At 54.1% G+C, this 20,045-nt stretch carries 18 protein-coding genes and 1 pseudogene; 2 read left to right on the top strand and 17 right to left on the bottom strand.

Translation table 11 applies throughout. The features are described from left to right. Positions 1–6: 6 nt before the first annotated feature. The 10 genes and pseudogenes from D3H35_RS08245 to moaA form a co-directional block, all read right to left on the bottom strand. Positions 7–330, bottom strand: a complete 324-nt coding sequence (locus D3H35_RS08245) for a spore coat protein CotJB (RefSeq protein ID WP_119148619.1) — start codon at positions 328–330, stop codon at positions 7–9. Then, positions 323–562 carry a spore coat associated protein CotJA gene (locus D3H35_RS08250; protein ID WP_233567829.1) on the bottom strand — a complete coding sequence of 80 codons (240 nt, stop codon included), beginning with the start codon at positions 560–562 and terminating at the stop codon, positions 323–325. The genes D3H35_RS08245 and D3H35_RS08250 overlap by 8 nt, the downstream gene beginning before the upstream one ends. Positions 563–690: 128 nt before the next feature. After that, positions 691–1,725, bottom strand: a complete 1,035-nt coding sequence (gene ytvI / locus D3H35_RS08255) for a sporulation integral membrane protein YtvI (RefSeq protein WP_119148621.1) — start codon at positions 1,723–1,725, stop codon at positions 691–693. Positions 1,726–1,749: 24 nt separating this feature from the next. After that, complete coding sequence (locus D3H35_RS08260; protein WP_119148622.1) at positions 1,750–3,117, bottom strand: hemolysin family protein; 1,368 nt, start codon at positions 3,115–3,117, stop codon at positions 1,750–1,752. Between the two features lie 69 nt (positions 3,118–3,186). After that, a complete protein-coding gene (yfkAB, locus tag D3H35_RS08265) occupies positions 3,187–4,344 on the bottom strand; it encodes a radical SAM/CxCxxxxC motif protein YfkAB (protein ID WP_119148623.1) in 1,158 nt (385 codons plus the stop codon). Positions 4,345–4,487: 143 nt separating this feature from the next. Further along, on the bottom strand, positions 4,488–5,603 hold the full coding sequence (locus tag D3H35_RS08270) for an HD-GYP domain-containing protein (RefSeq protein WP_119148624.1): 1,116 nt from the start codon (positions 5,601–5,603) through the stop codon (positions 4,488–4,490). Positions 5,604–5,762: 159 nt separating this feature from the next. Then, positions 5,763–6,614 carry an undecaprenyl-diphosphate phosphatase gene (locus D3H35_RS08275; protein ID WP_199728492.1) on the bottom strand — a complete coding sequence of 284 codons (852 nt, stop codon included), beginning with the start codon at positions 6,612–6,614 and terminating at the stop codon, positions 5,763–5,765. 30 nt (positions 6,615–6,644) lie between these two features. Beyond that, the gene (locus D3H35_RS08280) at positions 6,645–8,090 is read right to left on the bottom strand and encodes a bifunctional metallophosphatase/5'-nucleotidase (RefSeq protein WP_233567830.1); all 1,446 of its coding nucleotides are present in this window, start codon (positions 8,088–8,090) and stop codon (positions 6,645–6,647) included. A gap of 36 nt (positions 8,091–8,126) precedes the next feature. Further along, positions 8,127–8,606: a hypothetical protein gene (locus D3H35_RS08285; RefSeq protein WP_233567831.1), complete on the bottom strand. Its 480-nt coding sequence runs from the start codon at positions 8,604–8,606 to the stop codon at positions 8,127–8,129. Between the two features lie 32 nt (positions 8,607–8,638). Next, positions 8,639–9,635 (bottom strand): annotated as a pseudogene (gene moaA / locus D3H35_RS08290) (GTP 3',8-cyclase MoaA). Between the two features lie 1,332 nt (positions 9,636–10,967). Here moaA and D3H35_RS08305 point away from each other — a divergent pair. Together D3H35_RS08305 and D3H35_RS08310 are read left to right on the top strand one after the other, a co-directional pair. Next, positions 10,968–11,414: a ThiF family adenylyltransferase gene (locus D3H35_RS08305; protein ID WP_411675137.1), complete on the top strand. Its 447-nt coding sequence runs from the start codon at positions 10,968–10,970 to the stop codon at positions 11,412–11,414. Positions 11,415–11,743: 329 nt separating this feature from the next. Continuing rightward, complete coding sequence (locus D3H35_RS08310; RefSeq protein WP_119148628.1) at positions 11,744–12,790, top strand: HD-GYP domain-containing protein; 1,047 nt, start codon at positions 11,744–11,746, stop codon at positions 12,788–12,790. 139 nt (positions 12,791–12,929) lie between these two features. Here the strand turns inward: D3H35_RS08310 and D3H35_RS08315 are convergent, their stop codons facing one another. The 7 genes from D3H35_RS08315 to D3H35_RS08345 form a co-directional block, all read right to left on the bottom strand. Then, positions 12,930–13,934 (bottom strand): C40 family peptidase, encoded by a 1,005-nt coding sequence (locus D3H35_RS08315; protein ID WP_233567833.1) that lies wholly within the window; start codon positions 13,932–13,934, stop codon positions 12,930–12,932. 141 nt (positions 13,935–14,075) lie between these two features. Then, positions 14,076–15,470, bottom strand: coding sequence for a Fe-S cluster assembly protein SufB (gene sufB / locus D3H35_RS08320; RefSeq protein ID WP_119148629.1), 1,395 nt, complete (start codon positions 15,468–15,470; stop codon positions 14,076–14,078). Positions 15,471–15,492: 22 nt separating this feature from the next. Continuing rightward, on the bottom strand, positions 15,493–15,939 hold the full coding sequence (gene sufU, locus D3H35_RS08325; protein WP_119148630.1) for a Fe-S cluster assembly sulfur transfer protein SufU: 447 nt from the start codon (positions 15,937–15,939) through the stop codon (positions 15,493–15,495). After that, positions 15,926–17,152, bottom strand: coding sequence for a cysteine desulfurase (locus D3H35_RS08330; protein WP_119148631.1), 1,227 nt, complete (start codon positions 17,150–17,152; stop codon positions 15,926–15,928). Before D3H35_RS08330 ends, sufU begins: the two co-directional genes overlap by 14 nt. A 2-nt stretch (positions 17,153–17,154) precedes the next feature. After that, the gene (sufD, locus tag D3H35_RS08335) at positions 17,155–18,462 is read right to left on the bottom strand and encodes a Fe-S cluster assembly protein SufD (RefSeq protein ID WP_119148632.1); all 1,308 of its coding nucleotides are present in this window, start codon (positions 18,460–18,462) and stop codon (positions 17,155–17,157) included. 24 nt (positions 18,463–18,486) lie between these two features. Continuing rightward, complete coding sequence (sufC, locus tag D3H35_RS08340; protein WP_119148633.1) at positions 18,487–19,266, bottom strand: Fe-S cluster assembly ATPase SufC; 780 nt, start codon at positions 19,264–19,266, stop codon at positions 18,487–18,489. A 185-nt stretch (positions 19,267–19,451) separates the two neighbouring features. Beyond that, entirely contained in the window at positions 19,452–20,024 is a 573-nt protein-coding gene (locus tag D3H35_RS08345; RefSeq protein WP_119148634.1) for a DUF1802 family protein, read from the bottom strand. Positions 20,025–20,045 lie beyond the last annotated feature (21 nt).

The raw sequence follows: 20,045 nt of genomic DNA on the forward strand, positions 1-20,045 counted from the left end.
CCCTCCTCATACTTGCCATGGCCATGGCGATTCGATCCATTGCCACGGATAGCGGGAAAAGCTGTGGCCGTATTGCATAAGCGGACCGTACTTCATCTCGAACGCATATGCAAGCTGCCCCCGAAGCTGGGCAAGCTGGTTAAACTGCTGGATCGACTGCATATCCGTTGGGTGGTTATCGAGATACAGCGTCAGCTCGACGAGCGCAAAATCGACTTTTTGCAGCTCTTCCAGTTCCTTGCGATACGCCTCGTTGCCGCGCTCCGGCTGCTTCTCCTCGGTCTTCTCCTCACGTTGGTCACGCAGCTCTCGAAATCTGCGCTCAACCATAAGAACCCACCTCTTTCGACTCCGAAGGCGGCGAATAGGGGCTGAATAACGGCGGCCATAACGTCCCTTTTCGAAGCGCTTCGTCAAGCGAAAATTGCGGCCAATTCATCGGCTGGAACGTAATGTACTGGTTCGGGGGCACGATATACCACTTGATCAGAATCGGCGGGCATGGGTCCGTCGGACTTACGTATGGCCGATATTCTCGCCATTGTCCGTCATGCTGCTGCAAGATGAATTCCTCCTTAAGTCGCCATGATAACGACCACATCTTTTAACATCCTATGAGGATCGCCTAGCATTCTTACCTCGCGAACGCAAAAAAACCGTTCCATATCGGAACGGTTCGCTTATGAAAGCTTATTGCAGCTTGATCTTGAAGTCTAGAAGTCCCGCTTTGCGGGCCGCCATGAAGACGATGACGACGATCGGACCGAGGAAAACGCCGATGACGCCGACGAGCGCATATCCTACGTACAAGCTGATCAACGCGGACAAAGCTCCTATGCCGACAGCGTCTCCGAGAATTTTCGGCTCGATGATTCGGCGGACGACCGTTATGACCAGGAAGAGCAGGATTAGACCGACCGCGGTGAAGATGTCTCCCGTTACGAACAAATACGCTGCCCACGGAACAAGTACCGACCCCGTCCCCAATACGGGCAATATATCCACAACGACGATCAACAGCGCGATGGCGAGCGGGTACCCGGTACCGATAATGAGCAAGCCCACGAATGAAATAATGTACGTCACGACGCTAAGCAGCAATTGCGCTCTAAGAAACCCGAATACCGATTTTCTCAGCGAGGCGAGCACTTGGTCCATTTTCCCTCTCGATTCGTCCTCGAACAATGACAGGAAAGACTCCTTCATCATCGGCAGACTCAGCGTGAACAAGTAGACGGCCACGAGGAACACGATCAGGAAAATAAAAAAGTCCGGAATGCCGCTTGCGAAGCTGCCTACGTACTTCACAATCGTTTGCGACAGGTTGGTGAGCGCTTCGGTCGCCTTGGACAGCCACCCCTCCAGTTGGCCGGGCACAGGGTCCGACCCGTCGCTGGAATAGGACTGAGCTTTCTCAAGCATATCCTTTATGTAGTCGTTGGCGTTCTTCAAATACGTCGGCACATTATCCATGAACGCTTTCAACTCGTTGACGACTTTCATTCCGATGAGCGACAGCAACCCAAGCAACATCACGGTGAACACCGTGCTCGATACGGTCGATGCCGCAAGCCGATTCATGCGCAGCTTTTGCATCATTAGCTGCGTAAGCGGCTCAAGGAAGATCGCGACGACCAGGGCGAGCAGGAACGGCGCCCCGACCGTAAAGAGCAGGTAAAGAAACACGAGCACGAACGCCATCGTCAGAACGATGCGCATCGGCATGGTCTCACCTCTTTCGTTTACCGATTATTCCGCTTTTGGCGAGACGACGGAAGCTTGCTCCGCCGCCGGCTCCGGCTTAGCCGCTTTTCTCCGATAAATATGAACCCGCTGAACGCGCAGACGTTCGGTTTGAACGATCTCGAACACGAAGCCGTGAGCTTCGACCTTCTGACCTTTTGCAATGTTCCCTTCGAGATGGTTGAACAGCCACCCCCCGATCGAATCGACTTCGTCGTCCTCGATTTCGAGTCCGAACATCGTATTCACGTCCTCGATGAGCATCCGCCCTTCGACCGACGTAACGTCGCCTTTCACGATTACGCTCGGAAGCTCGTCGTCGAACTCGTCGTGAATTTCGCCGACCAGCTCCTCCAGAATCGTCTCCGCCGTCAGCATCCCCGCCGTTCCGCCGTATTCGTCGATAACGATGGCCAGCTGCGATTTTTTGCGTTGCATCAGCTTCAGCACTTTGCTAATCTCCATCGATTCCGGCACGCTGAGAATCGGACGCATAAACTCGGTCAGATCGTGCTCCTCGTCCGGATCGGCCGTCAGCAGGTCCGTAATGTGAATAAAGCCGATAATTTGATCCTTATCCTCCACGCCTACGGGATAACGGGTATGCTTCGTGGAATAGACCGTCTTCATGTTGTCCGCGAGCGTAGCGCCCGTGAACAGGCAATCCATGTCCGTCCTCGGCAGCATAACCTCGCGAGCGACGCGGTCGGCGAACTCGAAGACGTTGTCGAACAGCGTCATCTCGTCTTTGTCGATAATGCCGCTCTTCGCGCTTTCGTTCATCAGAATGCGAATTTCTTCCTCCGTATGCGCCGCATCGTGCTCTCCGACCGGCTCGACGCCGACAAGCTTGAGCAGCCGGTTAGCCGTTCCGTTAAGCAGCCAGATGATAGGCAAAAACATACGATAAAACATAAGCAGCGGCCACGACAGCCACATCGATACGCCGACCGAACGCTGAATGGCAAGCGATTTTGGCGCCAGCTCTCCCAGTACGATATGCAAGAACGTAATGAGGGAGAACGCCACGATATAAGCGATCGTATGGACGACCGTCGGATCGGTAATCCCGAACTTGTACAAGAGCGGCTGAACGATCAAATCCGAAATAGCCGGCTCTCCGACCCAGCCGAGACCGAGCGAAGCAAGCGTAATGCCAAGCTGCGTCGCCGACAAATAAGCGTCCAGCTTTTTATTGACCTTGAGCGCGTAACGGGCCAGCACTTTGCCTTCATTGCTGAGCTGAGTCAGCCTGGATTGCCGCACCCTCACGAGAGCGAATTCGGACGCTACGAAAAAACCGTTCAAAAAGACCAAAAATAAGACGATAAACACATTCCAAACGATTGAACCCCAATGAAATTCCGTCTCCAAAACGACTGTGCTCCTCCTTTAACCTTCACACCGGCATAATGCTCTTCCATCCGTTGTTCTAGCTTAGCGTCACAACGCGGCTTTCCTCTGAAGAAAGTCGACGTCTTTGTAGTACATATCGGATACGAGCAAGTTGGGCCCGCAGCAAGCGGCTTCCGGGCAGTGGCAGTTGACGGCCTTCTGCATCGGATGAGCCTGCCACTTCGCGAATACGTCGTCCAAACGCTCCTCCTTCACATTGCCGAAAGGAGGGACGGCGGCAAAATCCGTCACATAGACGTCTCCGCTGAACATGTTCACATTAACCCTGTTGCGCCCATCGGGATCGTTGCGAACCGTCAGATTCGGCTCCGACCTTAGACGCCGAACGAGGCTGCGTTCATCGGAATCGGCGCTGCATGCGAAAAAGGGCAGCGTGCCAAGCAGCATCCATACGTCTTTGTTGCGATGCTCCAGCAGCTCTTCGATAGCTTCCCTCATCTGTTCGCGGGTTACCCGGGGAAGATTCGCCGCGAAAGAGCTTGGATACATCGGATGAACTTCATGCCGCTGACAGCCCATTTCTACGATTAGCCGGTGAATATCGGTTATTCGGTTATACGTATGAAAGTTGATCATGGATTCAGCGGATACGAAAAGTCCTCCGTCCGACAGCTTTCGCGCGTTGTCCACCATTCGCTCGTAAAGCCGAGAAGAGGCGTTCCGGCTTACGGATCTGCCCGATCGGGCAAAACCTACGCGATGGAAATCTTCCGCTTCCGTATAATTAAACGATATGTGCATAACGTCCAAAAAAGGAGCGATCAGCTCATATCGATCGTAGTCGAGGGTAATGTTCGAATTGAGCTGAGAACGGATTCCCCTCGAACGGGCGTACTTAAGCAGCGGAACGATGACTTCCTTCACCGTCTCCAGCCGGAAGGTCGGTTCTCCTCCCGTCAAGCTTATCGTTTCCAAATGCTCGACTTCGTCGAGACGCCTCAAGATCAAGTCGAGAGGCATAAAAGGCGCTTCCGTCATCGTCAGACTGTCGCCCACGGCGCAATGCTCGCACCGCATGTTGCAAAGATGGGTAACCGTAAGCTCTACGCTGGTTAAGGCGTGACGCCCGAATCTTTGCAAGGAATGGATAGGATCCCAAGGATCGTTCGTCGGCGACAGCGGCTTCCAGCCGTCCGGAGCGGCGAAAGGCGCCCTAGCGACGGTCGGAAGGGGAATGGCATGCATGCGTTAAAACTCCTGTCTCTCGTCTGAATTTACTGTTATTGTACTGGCACGACACAACGAAAGCAAACGATTCGCTACAGAAAAAACAGGCCGCCGTCGGCAGAATGGCGTCTGCAAAGGGCAGCCCGACATACTCGCAACGATCAAGCGGGAAGCGGATTCAAGTCGTGCCGCTCCATCTCGATCTCCGAAACGAGTACCGTCAAATGTTTGGACAAATCCATATCATAGGGCGCGCTTAGTGCGGCCCCTTCCTCGTCCGTCAAGATGCGAACAATCGGACGGTGTGCGCATGCCGAATTAATGTCTACGACGACAGCGCTTTGACCGGTGTTCAGCTTAACCGGAATGCCAATCGGATAGATCGCGACCTTATCCCGGAATTGGCTCAGCATCTGCGTGTCGTACAGCGTACCGCTGCCCGAATACAAGGCTTCCACGGCTTGATGCGGAAGCATCGCATCGCGATAGATCCGTCGGCTCGTCATCGCGTCATAGGAGTCGACGACTCCGATCCACTTGGCGTATTCGTGGATTTCATGGCCTCTTATTCCTCGCGGATAACCGCTGCCGTCCAATCTTTCATGGTGCTGATACGCGCAATGTGCGGCTACGAGCGGAATGTTGGGCTCGTCCTTCAACAAATAATAGCCGCGTTCGGTGTGCCGCTTCATTTCATCGAATTCATATTGGCTAAGCTTGCCCGGCTTCAATAGCACTTGCATCGAGATTTGCGTCTTTCCCACGTCGTGGAGCAGCGCGCCCATACCCAATTGTTCTAATTGATGGGTATCGTAGCCGTGCGCTATTCCGAGCAACGTCGTATAGACGCATACATTCAAGGAATGCATGTACAAATAGTGATCGACGGTGTGCAAGTTCATGAGCATAATCATTGCGTCCTTATTGCCGCTCAAATCGTCCATAATCATCCCCATTACCTGCCGCATATTGCGGCCGATGTAAGGATACGTGACGGATTTGCGCCTTGCGGGTTGATCGACGAATTCACGGAATGTAGACTTGATCGCCGTCAACGCCTTCCGTTGCGTTTCGTCAGAGAGGAGTTCCGGGACAACGATATCGTCGGTTAGTGAATCTTGAATGTACAAAAAGCTAATCCCGCATTCCGAAAGACGCCGGATCAGTGTCGCAGTAAGCTCCGCTCCTTCGGCTAACAGCACGATGCCATCGTCAGAATAAATTTTCTTGGCTAGTTTCATTCCTGGTCGACTTAACGATATCGGCATCATGCGCATTCGTCATGCTTCCCCCTTTCGCTCGGAAAATGGACAGACTGCCTCTCCTAATGTTAATGTAAGAGATTTTCAATGTTCTAGCAACTATTTCCATGAAATAATCCGACATAATCCGTCATTTATTTTGACAAAAAAGAGCCCTTGCGGACTCTATTTCTATTATTTCATTATGAACAGCCAGAAAAACGCGGCCAACGCAAAACGGTACCATGCGAAATATTTGAGCTTGATCTTTTGAAGCACTTTGAGGAATGCGACGACAACGATCCACGCGACGAAGAAAGAGACGATAAAGCCGGTAACGAGAAAACCGATATCGATGTTGCCGGAACGGAACTGGTCGATGTTGCCGAGCAGCTCGTATCCCGTTGCTACGGTCATGATCGGAATTGCGATAAAGAACGAGAAGTCGGCGGACGCGCGGTAGCTCAAGCCCGTCAGCATCCCTCCCGCCATTGTGGAGCCCGATCTGGAAAAGCCCGGCCATAGCGCGGATACGCACTGAATAAGTCCGATAATAAAAGCTTGCTTATAAGAAATATCGTCCATCGTCTCCGCCGTCCGTTTGATCTTGCCGGAATCGTACAGCGCTTCCGATATCCACATATAAATACCGCCAACTACCAACGCCCACAAGACCGGAGCCGCATTGAACGCATCTCCTTTGATCATGTCCTTAAACAGATAGGCCGCCGCCAATGGGGGCACGATTCCGAGCGCTACGTGCAGAAGGTTGAGCCGTTTTTTCGGGAACGCGCTGACCGACAGCCCCGTCGCGGATTCCGGGCGGCCGAAGCCAAATACTTGCGCGATCTTCCGGCGATAGACGAGTGCGATGGCGAGAATGGCGGCGAATTGAATGACGATTTCGAATGTTTTAAGCTGTTCCGGCACTTCTTCGTAACCGAGAAGCTTGTTAGTCAAGATCATATGCCCCGTTGACGAAACAGGCAAAAACTCTGTCAAGCCTTCAACGATACCTAGAATAATCGAATCGAACCAATGCAGCATTTTCTTTCTTCACTCCCATAATTATATTTTTTAGCGGCCGTTCGTCACATTCCAGCGGCGCACTCGGCTGCCCTCGATCCATTCCTTGTTCCGAAGCGCTTCGGACAGAACGTCGCGAATGAATTCCGGCAAAAAATAGCTCGGCTCCCGTCCGTTCTTGAGGCGGACGTACCCGACACCGAACGTGAACATGTCGAGAGTTCCGACGATGTATTCCCGCTCCTTGACGAGGCGTTCGCCATTGACGCGGGCGCCCGTAATTCTGCTGCCTTCCGGAAGCGACAAATCGGCGTCGACTTCCATCCCGTCCAGACAAAGTCCTCCCAGCCATTTGCCGCGAAAGCCGAAGCCTCGAATCTCAAGCTCCCGGAAGGAGATTTGCAAGCTTTCCTCCAATGTTAGGAGCAGCTCCTCTCCGGTCAGCCGAAGCGTGCACGGGTTAATGGGCGACGGACAAATGGCATGCACGACCGCCTCGGTGACATCGCCTTCGGGAAGGTCGCCCAGCATCTGCCCGGAGTTGACGAGTCCGATCTCCGCCCCCGTTCGGTGACGGATTGCTGTGGCGAGAAGCGTAGGAAGCCGGCTCTCTTCATGCAGCGATTGAGGCAGAACTTCTTCAAGCCTTGCAACGACGCGGCTCATCCTTCTGGCCGCTTGCTCTCTTCCGGCTGCGATGACGGCTTCCGCCTCTTTGTCCGTCTCTCGGTCGTCCATGGACAAGCAGCCGCCGGTTATGTTTATTTTTCCGGTTTGTTCGTCCTTGGCGATATGAAGGTGACCGATGTGGGTGCCGAATTTGCCGGCCGCGCATAAAACCGTGTTGCGGACGCGCAGCGGCGATTCGAGCAAATGATGCGTATGCCCGCCCAAAATGAGATCGATGCCGTCAATGCTTTGCGCGATCGTCTCGTCCATCTTGAGACCGACATGGGATAGAACGATTAACACGTCTACCTCCGGTCTCAGCTTGACCGTCCATTGCCTTAAAGCTTCGAGCGGATCGGAGGCTTTCCAGCCCAGATGATCGTAATAAGCTCCGAACGCGGCGGTCAATCCGATCAAGCCTATCTTAAGTCCGGAACGCCGAACCGTAAGCGAAGGGACAAGCCATGAAAGAGATGCCTCCGGATCGTGCGATTTGAAGTTTGCACAGACGACGGGGGCTGTCAACGGGCTATAATACCGATCAAGCTGTTCGTATGTATAGGTCAACCCTTCGTTATTGCCGAGAACGACGGCATCGTAGCCGATCGTCTCCATCAGACGGCGATTGACCGCTCCGTCCGTTCCTTCCGTCTCGGGCCTAGCGCGGTCGAGAAAATCGCCGCAATCGACGACGAGCAGCGAGCTCGGATCGCTCTTGGATCGTACGCTCTTGATGTAGGCCGCAATTCGAGCCGTTTGTTCCAAGTGGCTGTGCAGATCGTTCGTATGCAGCAGGGTTACGCCTGCGCCTTCGTTATGTGCGGACACAAGCATCCTCCTGGGGCCGTACGATGTCGGCGAGAATCAGTCTCGGGATTTGCGCAGCTCCATCATCCCCGCAGGAGTGATTTCGTTGCGGAAGCCGTAAGCGGCTTCTTCGCCGAGGGTTGGGTCAGAGACAAGACCGATGGTCACGACGCTCTTGACGTTCAAGCAAGCGCTCGATCCGTCGGGAACGTATAATCGGATCGGCTTGCCTTTGTCCAACGGCAGCCCGTCTATTCGGTATTGGAATAGAGCAGCGCCAAGCTGCTCCAATGGAATAACCGCTTCGAATTCGTCTGCGGCTCGTACGGACAAATGCGTCAGCGTCGCCGGTTCGCGGCCATCGGCCCGGCTTCTCTTCACGACCGCCGCGGAATACCACTCGCCGAAGTCGAACGCTTCCCCGGCTATGCCGGGCACCCTGTCGGCAACCGCGAACGTGCGGCCTGCCAAAAGCGCCATCTGCTCCGGCGTCGTAAGCTCGACATGTCCGTCTGACCAAGTAACGGTAATGCTCACCTTCGAAACGCTCCTTTTTTCCCGACTTTGTCTTATCCCCCTATTTGGGACATCCTTCTCTCGGTCGGCACGTGCGACTGGGATTGTCCCGCCAAAAGGGCGGCCATTTCGTGATTTTCCGGCTTGATATCCAATGCCCGGTAGAACAGGCTTTCCATTTCCTCCCTGGATCCGAGCGCGTTCTTCACGTTCAACTCGTCCACCCAATAAAGGCAAGGCTTCAAGTTGCCGTCGGACGTCAGGCGCAGCCTGTTGCAGTTCTGGCAAAAATGATTGCTGACAGGGTGAATCAAGCGAACGTTCCGAGACCGGAGACGATTCTGTAATTTTCGGAAGGGCCGTTCCCGGTCGGTCCCTCGACCTGCTGCAAAACGTAGCCAAGACGGTCCGCTTCCTCAAGCACTTTGCCAAGCGGCAAATAATGGCTGCGCCAGCCCTCGTCGTCATGCCCGATCGGCATATATTCGATGAATCGGACGTGTAGCGGCTGCTCCAAGGAAAGCTTCAGGAAGCGGGCGATCTCATCCTCGTTAACGCCTTTGAGCAGAACGCAGTTCAGCTTGATCGGAGTCAAGCCGGCGTCTGCGGCCGCTTCGCGGCTTCGAGCACCTTGTTCAGCTCGCCGCGGCGGGCAATGAACTTGAAGCGCGTCGGATCTAACGTATCGAGACTTATATTAACACGGTCCAGCCCGCTTTCTTAAGCTTATAAGCCTGGGGCGCAAGGAGCAGTCCGTTCGTCGTAAGCGATATATCGTCGACTCCCGGCAATTCCGCAAGTCCTGAGATGAGCTCTTCGATACCGGGGCGAACGAGCGGCTCTCCCCGGTAATGCGGTATTTTCGAATGCCGAGTCTCGCTGCCGTCTCCGCAACCTCAATAATTTGAGAGTAGCTGAGCAGCCGATCTTGTTCCATGAACTTCATGCTTCCTCGGGCATGCAGTAAAGACAGCGCAAATTGCAACGGTCCGTTACGGAGATGCGCAAATACGTATGTTTTCTTCCGAATCGGTCGACTAACTCCGGCATCTTCCGTCTCCTCCTCCGCGCTTCTTTATGTCCTTATAGAATAACATTTTCAAAGCCGATATGGTATTCTTAAGGCAAGGAATCTTTAACGCAGCACGGAAGGAAGTTGAACATCAAGATGACAAACGAATGGCGAATATCGCTTTTTGCCGGAATTGCCGAGCGAATCGGAACGCGGACATTGCGGGAAAGGCTGGCGGAGACTCGGCTCTTGGCAAGCGACGCAAATCTCGTCTGGATGACACGTTTTCCGGACAACAGCCGATCTCATAAGCCGCTCCTTTTATACTAGAAATCAAGCTTTCGCACACGATCCACACAAATGTTGAGCTCCGGCGACAGCTGCGCTCTGCCTCCCCGTTCCGCACGAAGATGCCGACGACGAAGAGTCGGTCCCAATCCCCTAACACCATCGTCGAACCCTATTGACACGGGTGCGGTTTACGAGCAAGCAGCCCATCCCATCACGGAGCCGCACCCGCTTCTCGGAACGACAGAGAATGACCGCGGGCAAGCGGGACGGTCAAACTGGAATACGTAAGCCTCACGTACCGATTGAAAATCGCCTTGCGCCGAGTCGCACGAAATAGCGGATCGCTGCCGGGCACACTGACCGCCAAATTTGCCATCGCATCGCGTTTGGCGTCGCAAAGCACTCGTCATCCCGTATCTTTCTCCTCACCGCGCTTGGCCCCCATACGAGTCGAGCCATACGACTATCGACGCTGAAGCAGACCCGGTGCGATGATGAAAAAAAAGTATTACCGAGACCGGACGGAGTAGAAAGACATCCAGACCGCGACCTGGAATCCGCACGCCGATATTGAACGGGATGAACCCATTCGGGACTGGGAAGCGCTTATGACGAAATCCTCCGAAAGGCTCGTATGCGAGACAGAATCAGATAATTCCCCCGATCGCGCAGGCAAAGCGCTCATTAGAACGCTCGAATCGCCATTGCGTGTGCGCCCCTCGCGCACTGCTCGCGCCAATCATCCTATCCCGAGCCGCGCCGGCCGCTGTCGCTATCGACCCGACGTCGTCTACGCAAAGCAAATCTGCAGCGCCACTGCTGTACGACAGCAAGAAAGGACGCCATCAGTTCACGCCGAAAGCTGTCGCGCGGCCAATCGCTCGCGCAGATCAATTCCGACATCGTCGTCGTCCCTTACGTCACGAAAGTAAGCGCGTTGAACCGGCCGAGACGTTTTGAGGCCAGCATGGATTTGATCGTAGGACGGAAGCGAGCAATTTCCGTTCGCTATCTGATTAACGAACGAAGTCAGCGTCAAATGCGGCATTTCCCTGGATTTACGGAGGCGCCGTCGGGGCATCGGGGATGTCCGCGACTTTTCGGCCCGGCGCGGCGGGCCTTGCTTTCATTGCCTCTTCCCCCAACCGCCGGCTGGCGGCTCGCTTGATACATGCGAGACGGCCGGAGTGCTGGCTCCGATCGTAGATACGATCGCTTCCCTGCAAGCGATGGAGGCGATCAAGCTGCTTACGGGCAACGAACAAGCGCTTCACGGATCGCTCGTACAAATCGATATGTGGCTAAACGGCTGGAACAGCCTCTCGCTCGCCGGAGCTCGCCGTCCGCAATGCCCCGTCTGCTCGGCGCATCAATATGCCCGGCTTTCCGGCGAGCACGATGAGCCGCTGACAGCCTCGCTGTGCGGAAGAAACACGGTGCAGGTTGTCCCCCACGACGGCTCGACGGCGGGCCTAACACATGGCCGAACGCCCGAACCTGGAGCCGTCTCGGCTCGGTGGAGTTGAACGCTTATTTGCTTCGGGTTCGAATCGAAGACGAATTAACCTTCGTTCTTTTCCCCGACGGCCGAGCGTTAATCATGGGAACGGACGACGCTGTGCGCGCTCGAAGACTTTATACCGATTTGCTTGGGATGTCTTGATTAACATACCGGCCCTATATGCCCGAAGAATGTACGCTTCGAGTCTATTTATGTTTAAATGTCCTATTTTTTAACATTAATCGATCATTTTCTGTTGCATGGAACCGCTTTCCTTGATAGCATATGTATATAATAAGAAAATAAAATTTTTCTCATTTCTTATCATATTCATCTTTCTAACCGAGGTGCGGCATGAGAGTCCATATTACCGATGTCCAATCCGGAGACACGTTGGCTCAGGATATATTCAACACTTACGGACTTCACGTCTTATCCAAAGGCACCTTGTTGAGCGAAAAAGAACTATCCCGCCTATACCAGCACCAAATCGAATTTTTGGAAATCGACTGGAGACAGGCCGAAGAGCCCCTCGACACAGCTGAGGAGCCGTCATCTTACAATCCGCTTCTTCGTCCGTTGTACAGCGATGCGGTCGCAGGCTGCGAGCAGCTATTCGAAAAAGCTTTGGCGGAAGGCAGAGTGTACGAAGGCGATTTGAAAGAAAGCTTTCAGCCTCTCGTCGACAATTTCAAATCGGAGAGGGACGTCGTTTCTCTCTTATTGATGCTTAATAATCAAGACGACTACACGTACCAGCACTCCGTTCAAGTCGGAATGCTCAGCTTCTATATTGCCAGATGGATGGGATGGAACGAAGAAGAGACGGTCCGCGCCGGAAAAGCGGGGTTTCTTCACGACATCGGCAAATGCCGGATTCCGGAAGCGATACTGAACAAGCCGACTAAGCTTACTGTAGAAGAGTTCCAAGAGATCAAAAATCATCCGAATTACGGATTTGAAATCGTCAAAAACTCGTTCAACGACAATATGCTCGCAATTGCCGCTCTTCAGCACCATGAGCGGATGGACGGAACCGGCTATCCGCTAGGATTGAAGGCGGAAGCCATTCACCCCATAGCCCGAATCGTCGCGGTCGCCGACGTCTACAGCGCCATGATTTCTTCTCGCGTATACAAAGAAAAGAAGGATTTGCTCTTCGTCCTTAAGGAGCTGTTCGAGTTGAGCTTCAAAGAGCTCGATCCGACGACGACGCATACGTTCATTCGCCACATGCTCCCGAACTTTATCGGCAAGAAGGTAGAGCTCACCGACGGCACTACCGGAACGATCGTCATGAGCAACCCGACCGATTTCTTCCGGCCGCTCGTCCAAGTGGACGAAGCCTTCATCGACTTGGCGCAAGTCCGTACTCTCGAAATCAAGAACGTCCAAATGTAAAAGCCGGAAGGTCTCCGCTTGATTGCATCTCGCAATCTAACCGGAGACCTTCTTTTGATTCGGCATAGACGGTGAACGCATGGAAGGGCTGTCGGCTACTGGCTGGACAGCCCTCCTAAAGTTCGAGGCCTCTTGATTTTTATCCTTTCAAATCAAAGCGCTTGGCGCTCAGGAAGGTCTCCTTCCAGAATGGCTTGTTAATGTCCGTTATTTGAACGCCGTCCTTCGGCTCCGGACAAGAGTGGATCATGTTTCCATCGCCCATATAAATGCCGACGTGACCGACTTTATTGTTGCTTTTGAACCGGCCCGGCACGTAGAAAAACAACAGATCTCCCGCTTGCAATTCGTCACGGGATACCGACTTTCCGAGCTGAGCTTGATCGTCCGCCGTACGAGGAAGGTTGACTCCGTATTGGGAGAACAGGTAATTCGTGAAGGAGGAGCAATCGAATTTCCCGCTTTGGGAGTAAGGCTCCGCTCCGAAGTCGTATTTGACGCCAATGTACTTCTTCGCTTTTTCAAGCAAGCTGTAGGCGGGATTATCCGTTTGGTTGTCGGCGTTGGCCTTCACTCGGAATTTCCCTTCCGCTTTGGGCAGCTTGTCCTTAAAATCGAGCGTTGCGCCGGTCTCACCCGTTTCCTTAGCTGTCGGCTTCGGGAAAAAAGAGACCTGTCCCGGCTCGACGGAGAAAGCGGCCTCTTTCCCTAACCAATCGCCAAGCCCGGCTGACGGAACGAACAGCCGGTTCCCTTCCTTGACGGCGGGCGCGGGCAGCTTGACTGCTTTTTCTCTCATTACAGCCGTGCTGTCGCCCGTCCGAAACTTGTAAGCCACATCGTAATCGCCGATACCGTATGAGCCGTCTTTTAACCATTTCCCGTTATAGCCGACCGCTTTGGACACCTCGTCCAACGCTACGTAGTCCGTATTGTGGATAGTTCGGGCTTTGACGACATGCCGCCCTTCGTTCAAATCGGCCGGTGCTTGACCGGACGAATGAATTTTCACCGTTCCGGATTGCTTCTTCATGCCGACCGTATTTCCCGTGTTATTCGCGCACCCCGCGATCCCGCTCGCTGATAGTACGATCGCCGATGCAAGAAGCGACGTCCGCCTCCAAGTTAGCCACTGGTCGTTCAAAACAGGCCTGCCCCCTTTTTCCGTCTTCAAGAATTCAACGGTTAGGATGCTTCGGAGGGCTGGGGTTATGCTTGAACTCAAGTATTCGATAACGCAAAAAGAACCGTCCGAGTTTGGACGGTCCTTCGTGGATACATTCAATTAACCGATCGAGCCTTCCATCTCCAGCTTGATAAGACGGTTCATCTCGACGGCGTACTCCATCGGGAGCTCCTTCGTGAACGGCTCAATGAAGCCCATGACGATCATCTGAGTCGCTTCGGCCTCCGACATGCCGCGGCTCATCAGATAGAAGAGCTGGTCTTCGGATACTTTGGAGACGGTCGCTTCATGCTCGAGCGTGATGTTGTCGTTCAAGATTTCGTTGTAAGGAATCGTGTCGCTCGTCGACTGGTTGTCGAGAATGAGCGTATCGCATTTGATGTTCGCTTTTGCGCCCTCCGCGTTCCGACCGAACGAAGCGAGACCGCGATACGTAACCTTGCCGCCGTGCTTGGAGATCGACTTCGAGACGATCGTCGAAGTCGTGTCCGGAGCCAGGTGGATCATTTTCGCTCCGGCGTCCTGATGCTGGCCTTTGCCTGCTACGGCAATGGAAAGCACCATGCCTTTAGCTCCGCGGCCTTTCAAGATGACAGCCGGATATTTCATCGTCAGCTTCGAGCCGATGTTGCCGTCGACCCATTCCATCGTCGCGTTCTCTTCGGCGACTGCGCGCTTCGTGACGAGGTTGTAAATGTTGGGAGCCCAGTTCTGGATCGTCGTGTAGCGAACGCGAGCGTCCTTCTTCACGATGATTTCGACGACTGCGCTATGAAGCGAATTCGTGCTGTAGATCGGAGCGGTACAGCCTTCGACGTAGTGAACGAAGCTGCCCTCGTCGGCGATAATGAGCGTGCGCTCGAACTGTCCCATGTTCTCCGAGTTGATCCGGAAGTACGCCTGCAGCGGGATTTCGCATTTGACGCCTTTCGGAACGTAGATAAAGCTTCCGCCGGACCAAACCGCGCTGTTGAGAGCGGCGAACTTGTTGTCCGTCGGCGGAACGATTGTGGAGAAGTATTCCTTGACGATTTCCGGATGCTCGCGAAGAGCCGTATCCATGTCCGTGAAAATAACGCCCTGCTTCTCCAGATCTTCCTGCATGTTATGGTAGACGACCTCCGACTCGTACTGAGCGGATACGCCGGCGAGGAATTTCTGCTCCGCTTCCGGAATACCGAGCTTGTCGAATGTCGCTTTGATTTCTTCCGGAACCTCTTCCCACGTTTTCCCTTGCTTCTCGGAAGGTCTTACGTAGTATTGAATGTCCTCGAAATCGAGGTCATCCATATTGCCGCCCCAGGTTGGCATTGCCATCTTGTTGAATTGCTCAAGCGACTTGAGACGGAATTTCAACATCCACTCCGGCTCGCCCTTGATTTCGGAAATCGTCTTGACGACTTCGGGCGTCAAACCTTTGCCCGATTGGAATATCGCTTTGTGCTCGTCGCGAAATCCGTACTTGTACTCTTCGAACTCCATTTGCTTCGCCATCGCGTTTCGCCTCCTCTATTGATCAGCTCTCGACGCCGTCATGCTTGCCGTTGCCTTGCTCTACTCCCTTGCGCAGCGCGTTCCACGCGAGGGTTGCGCACTTGATGCGAGCCGGGAATTTGTTCACGCCGGACAGGGCTTCGATATCCTCGTATTCCTCGAATTCCACCGATTCGCCCTTCATCAAGGAAGAGAATTTCTCGGCCAGCGCAAGAGCTTCGGCCGCTGTCTTCCCTTTGACCGCATCGGTCATCATCGAAGCCGAAGAGAGGCTGATCGAGCAGCCTTCTCCGCTGAACTTCGCATTCCGCACAATACCGTCCTCAACCTGAAGCTGCAGACTAATGCGGTCGCCGCACGTCGGGTTATTCAGGTTCACGGTGACGGAACCGTCCTCAAGCGTGCCGCGGTTTCGCGGGTTTTTATAATGATCCATAATAACGCGTCGGTACAAATCATCCAATTGCATAGCCGAAAAACTCCTTTGTCTCGACTAGCGCATCCGCCAATCGGTCGACGTCTTGCTCGGTGTTGTACAGGTAGAAGCTCGCCCGCGCCGTCGCAGACACGTTCAGCCACCGCATAAGCGGCTGACAGCAATGGTGGCCCGCCCGAACGGCGATTCCCTTCGTGTCCAGCACCGTCGCCACGTCATGAGGATGGACGTCGCCGAGATTAAACGTAACGAGCCCGGCCCGCTCTTCGCGGGGACCGTAGATCGTAAGCCCTTCGATGGCGGATAGACGCTCGATCGCGTATTGGGTCAGCTTTTTCTCATGAGCGTCGATGTTGTGCAATCCGACTTGCTCGAGGAAATCGATGGCCGCTCCTAGCGACACCGCTCCGGCAATGATGGGAGTGCCGCCTTCGAACTTCCAAGGCAGCTCCTTCCACGTCGATTCGTACAGGTCGACGAAATCGATCATCTCGCCGCCGAATTCGACCGGTTCCATCCGTTCGAGCAAGGGAGCCTTCCCATATAATACTCCTATTCCGGTAGCAGCGCACATTTTGTGCCCCGAAAAAGCGTAAAAATCAACGTCCAGCGCCTGAACGTCCACCTTCAAGTGCGGTGTGCTCTGAGCGCCGTCGACGACGATGACCGCGCCTTTCCGATGCGCGATTTCCGCGATGCGGGCAATCGGGTTGACCGTCCCGAGCACGTTGGAGACGTAGGTGACGGCAACGATCTTAGTATTCTCCGTGATCGTCGACTCTACGTCCGCTAACGCGATCGTTCCGTCCGGCTGGAGCGGAATGTACTTCAGCGTTGCTCCTGTGGCCTTTGCCGCCTGCTGCCAAGGAATTAGGTTGCTATGGTGCTCCATCGGAGTGATGACGATCTCGTCGCCTTCCCGGAGCGTCTGCCGGGCATAGCCGGAAGCGACCATGTTGAGAGCGGCCGTCGTGCCCCGCGTGAAAATAATTTGCCGGCTGTTCGCCGCGTTCAGGAACCTCGCCACTTTCTCCCTGGCGCCTTCGTAAGCGTCGGTCGCCCGGGAGCCCAGCGTATGGACGCCGCGATGAACGTTCGCATTATCCCATTCGTAATAACGCTTGATCGCGTTAATAACGGAGCTGGGCTTTTGCGTCGTCGCCGCGTTATCCAAATAAACGAGTGGGTAGCCGTTGATTTCTTGACCAAGTATCGGAAACTCCGCTTTAAGCAGGTTTGGATCCATAGTTATCCCAGCTTTCTTTCGAGAATGCGGTGAAGCTGCTCGCGCAATCCTTCCAGAGGGATTTCGGAAACGACGGGGTCCAGGAAGCCGTGAATAATGAGCCGTTCGGCTTCTTTGCGGGATATACCGCGAGACATCAAGTAGTACACCTGATCCGCGTTAACCTGCCCTACGCTTGCCGCATGTCCCGCTTTTACATCGTCTTCGTCGATCAACAGAATCGGATTCGCGTCGCCGCGCGCTTTCGGGCTGAGCATCAGCACCCGTTCGGTCTGCTGTCCGTTCGCTTTTGTAGCGCCGTGCTCGATCTTCGTAATGCCGTTGATGATCGCTGTCGCTTCTTCTTTCATGACCGCGCGGGTGATCATGTCGCTCTCGGAGCCGCGTCCGAAGTGAACGGCTTGCGTCGTGAGGCTCATACGCTGGCTGCCCGTGCCTACCGAAATAATTTTCGCATCGGAGTTCGAGCCGTTGCCCTTCAAAATCGACTTCGTATCGGTCAAAATGTTACCGTTGTGCAGTTCGCCGATAATCCACTCGACTCGAGCGTCGTTATCGAGAATGGCTCGACGGTAAGAAACATCGATGACGCTCTCGTCCATATGATGCACGGACGCATAACGCACATGCGCGCCGGCCTTCGAGAAGATTTCAACCGCGCCGTTCAGCAGCAACGTCGTCGTATTGCCGCTCTCAAGAGCAGTGGCAGCTTGTTCGACGAACGATACGCGGCTGTTCGTATCGGCTACGACGAGAATATGCGGCATGAAAGTAGCCTCAGCGTCATCCGCGAAAATCAACGCTTGGATCGGTTCTTCGATTTCGACGTTTTTCGGAATGTACAAGAACACTCCGCCGTTCCACAACGCCGCATGCAAAGCGGAAAGCTTATGCTCGTCTTTGCCGTAAGCTGTCATCAAATGATCCTGCACGAGCTTCTCGTGCGTGCGGGCCGCTTCTTCAAGGCTGGACAATACAACGCCCTTGGCCTTGAGCTCTTCCGGCAAATGAATGAACGTGACGGAAGAATTGTGCTGTACGATCAAAGGACCGTTCGCGTCCGTCGGCAGCAACGCCGCGATCGACGCGGGCAGCTCCGCTTTCGCAGCCGCGGACGCGCCCGGACGGTACGTACCGTACTGGTCCAGCGTCCAACGGTGAATCGGTGTTTTCTCCGGTTTTGGCAGCTCCAGCGTCTGCGCAAGCTCTCCGGCTTCCTCTCGCCAAGCGACGAGCCACGAAGGCTCGTTCTTGCTGCGAGCAAGCGCTGCGGCCGCTTCGCGTCCGAAAGAGGTGGTTGGTGTACTCATGGTTGCTGTCCTCCCCTTTTCCGTCTACGCTTGGCCGACAGTTTCGTCGACGATGCCCAGCTCTTCTTTAACCCAGTCGTAGCCTTCCGCTTCGAGACGCTCCGCCAGCTCCGGTCCTCCGGATTTGACGATGCGGCCTTGCATCATAACGTGGACAAAATCCGGTTTAATATAATCAAGCAAACGCTGATAGTGAGTAATGATCAGAAAGCCGCGGGCCTCATCGCGCATGGCGTTGACTCCTGCCGCTACGATTTTGAGCGCGTCGATATCAAGCCCCGAGTCGATCTCGTCGAGAATGACCAGCTTCGGCTCCAGCAGCATCATTTGAAGAATCTCGTTGCGCTTTTTTTCGCCACCGGAAAAGCCTTCGTTCAAATAACGGTGCATGAACTCCGGATTCATTTCGAGCTCTTTCATTTTCGCTTCCATTTGACGAACGAACTTGATAAGCGAAATTTCGTTGCCTTCGCCGCGGCGGGCGTTAATAGCGCTGCGCAGGAAGTCGGCGTTCGTGACGCCGGTAATTTCGCTTGGATACTGCATAGCCAAGAACAGACCCGCGAGCGCGCGCTCGTCGACGCCCATCTCCAGAACGTCTTCGCCGTTCAGCGATACTTCGCCGCCGGTTACTTCATATTTAGGATGACCCATGAGCGCGGATGCAAGCGTGCTTTTGCCCGTACCGTTGGGGCCCATGATCGCATGGATTTCCCCGCCGTTAATTTTAAGATCGATTCCTTTCAGAATCTGCTTTTCCTCGATGGACGCTGTCAGTCCACGGATTTCGAATTGTGTCGACATCTATTCATAACCTCCAAATTGTCCAAGGTGGCAAGAATCGATAACCGTTACCGGCTCTCTTCCTCGCTCCTTCTTTATAATCATTCTAAATTGATTCTCACTGATTCTCAACACCAATTTTATGAAAACATCTTGAAAAAAGCAAACTAGCCTTGCGCCGCCAAGAAAACGTCGATGTCTTCCAATTATTTCTTAAGCGCTTCTTGGACCGCCGAAACTTTCTCTGCGAACTCTTCGTCCTCAAGAACCGGTGTTTGCGCGCGACCGGGCAGCTCGTCCGAGAAAGCCGTCCACGACTTGCAGCCGTTATACTCTTCCCGCATCGGCAATTCGATAGGCTCCTCCAGCTTATAAACTCTAAGCAGCAGAACGTGAAGCGGCTTCGTCTTTTTCCATTTCAGCCGTTCCTCCGCGTAGTCGTGCGTCCAGATGTGCAATTCATCCAGCTTTGAAAGAGTAGCCGAGTCGGTCACCTCGATTTCCTCCGCCACTTCCGCATACGAGGTCAGCTTGAAGAAGCCGGGATGCCTGGCAGCTTCCTCTTGCGTGGACGCCACGACGGCGCGTTCGTCCTCCTTCACCAACTCCGCTCTTTGGTGCTCGAACGTGGGGAACAAAAAAAACGCCGGACTTTCCAATCGGAAGTCCCTCGTCTCCTCGGAAATGCCGCCTTTGCGCAGCACAATAATTTGTCTTCCTTCTTCCAAAGCTTTGACGGCTACAGCCCACTCCTTCAATCCGATCGATTGCCCGTTCATCTGTACGTCGTCTCCCCCATT

The sequence above is a fragment of the Cohnella faecalis genome (assembly GCF_003570905.1).
Taxonomy (GTDB): Bacteria; Bacillota; Bacilli; order Paenibacillales; family Paenibacillaceae; genus Cohnella; species Cohnella faecalis.

Coding starts and splice junctions, on each gene's coding strand:
- D3H35_RS08245 (WP_119148619.1), bottom strand. CDS start 330: ATGGTTGAGCGCAGATTTCGAGAGCTGCGTGACCAACGTGAGGAGAAG.
- ytvI (WP_119148621.1), bottom strand. CDS start 1,725: ATGCCGATGCGCATCGTTCTGACGATGGCGTTCGTGCTCGTGTTTCTT.
- yfkAB (WP_119148623.1), bottom strand. CDS start 4,344: ATGCATGCCATTCCCCTTCCGACCGTCGCTAGGGCGCCTTTCGCCGCT.
- D3H35_RS08270 (WP_119148624.1), bottom strand. CDS start 5,603: ATGCGCATGATGCCGATATCGTTAAGTCGACCAGGAATGAAACTAGCC.
- D3H35_RS08275 (WP_199728492.1), bottom strand. CDS start 6,614: ATGCTGCATTGGTTCGATTCGATTATTCTAGGTATCGTTGAAGGCTTG.
- D3H35_RS08310 (WP_119148628.1), top strand. CDS start 11,744: ATGAGAGTCCATATTACCGATGTCCAATCCGGAGACACGTTGGCTCAG.
- sufB (WP_119148629.1), bottom strand. CDS start 15,470: ATGGCGAAGCAAATGGAGTTCGAAGAGTACAAGTACGGATTTCGCGAC.
- sufU (WP_119148630.1), bottom strand. CDS start 15,939: ATGCAATTGGATGATTTGTACCGACGCGTTATTATGGATCATTATAAA.
- D3H35_RS08330 (WP_119148631.1), bottom strand. CDS start 17,152: ATGGATCCAAACCTGCTTAAAGCGGAGTTTCCGATACTTGGTCAAGAA.
- sufD (WP_119148632.1), bottom strand. CDS start 18,462: ATGAGTACACCAACCACCTCTTTCGGACGCGAAGCGGCCGCAGCGCTT.
- sufC (WP_119148633.1), bottom strand. CDS start 19,266: ATGTCGACACAATTCGAAATCCGTGGACTGACAGCGTCCATCGAGGAA.
- D3H35_RS08345 (WP_119148634.1), bottom strand. CDS start 20,024: ATGAACGGGCAATCGATCGGATTGAAGGAGTGGGCTGTAGCCGTCAAA.